Below are 1,275 nucleotides of genomic sequence, written 5' to 3' on the forward strand. Positions count from 1 at the left end.
GGCCTTGACCTGGGCTGTGCTGCGCCCTACGTTATCGACGAATAACATTCGACGGAAGGGTCGGTATGGACTTCATCCTCATGACCGAGGGGGACACCCCGGTCGGGCTCACACATGAGCACCGCTACCGGGAACTGGTCGAGGAGGTGCTGCTCGCAGAGCGCGTCGGCTTCGACGCCTTCGGCAGTTCCGAGCAGCACGTCGCCCTCGGGACGGCCTCGGTCTCCGCTCCGGAGGTGCTCTACCCGTACCTGATGGCTCTCACCAGCCGGATCCGCTTCATCCACCTCGTGACGCTGCTGCCGACACGGATGAACCACGCACTGCGCGTGGCCGAGCGCGTCGCGACCGAGGACATCCTCTCCAACGGCCGCGTCGAACTCGGCACCGGACGCGGCAACACCACCCTCGCCCTGCGCGCTTTCGAAGTCGACCCGTCCGAGAACAAGTCCCAGTGGCGAGAAGGCGTCGAACTCATCCGCCGCGCCTTCCTCGACGACCCCTTCTCCTACGTGGGCGAGCACTACAAGATCCCGCCCCGCAGCCTGGTCCCCAAGCCCCTCCAAACGCCCTACCCACCCATCTCAGCCGCCGCCGGCAGCCCCAGCTCGGTCGAAACCGCGGCCACCATGGGCATCGGCGCCATCATGGGCGGCCTCTACCTCGGATTCGACCTCGTCGAAAACATGGTGAAGCTCTACGACAAAACACTCGCCGCCACCGACCACCCCCACCCGATCACACCACGCAAGATGGTCGCGGTCTCAGGCGGAATGCACTGCGCCGAGACAACAGCACAAGCCCGCACCGAGGCCAAACCCCTCTTCGAGATGGCCAAACTCTCCACCGACGCCTACGAACGGCTCTCCAAGCTCTCACAGGACTACGCCTACATGGGCGCCGTCAAAAACATCGACTTCAACGACCAGGAGTACATGTTCGAACGCTCCCAAGGCTTCATGGTCGGCGACCCCGACCACTGCATCGAACACGTACAGCGATACGCCGACATGGGCGTCGACGCACTCGTCCTACGCGTCGACAGCCTCCCCCACCACCAGCTACTGCGCTCGATCGAACTCTTCGGCAAATACGTCATCCCCCACTTCAAAAACCCCCGCAACGTCGTCCGCCCCGCCGACGACGTACTCGCCGACATCCGAGCCGCACGCCCCGCCCACCAAGAAGCACTCCGCCAGTTCCACTCCCAGCACAACCCCACACACCACAAGGAGACCAGCCGATGACCGACCTCTACAACCACGGCACCGGCGA

The 1,275-nt window shown here is 64.4% G+C and carries 1 protein-coding gene; it reads left to right on the forward strand.

All coding sequences use genetic code 11. The features are described 5' to 3' along the window. Window positions 1-65 precede the first annotated feature (65 nt). Complete coding sequence (locus KN815_RS49100) at window positions 66-1,247, forward strand: LLM class flavin-dependent oxidoreductase (protein WP_216348202.1); 1,182 nt, start codon at window positions 66-68, stop codon at window positions 1,245-1,247. Window positions 1,248-1,275 lie beyond the last annotated feature (28 nt).

It is taken from the genome of Streptomyces niphimycinicus, assembly GCF_018883605.1.
Classification (GTDB): domain Bacteria; phylum Actinomycetota; class Actinomycetes; order Streptomycetales; family Streptomycetaceae; genus Streptomyces; species Streptomyces niphimycinicus.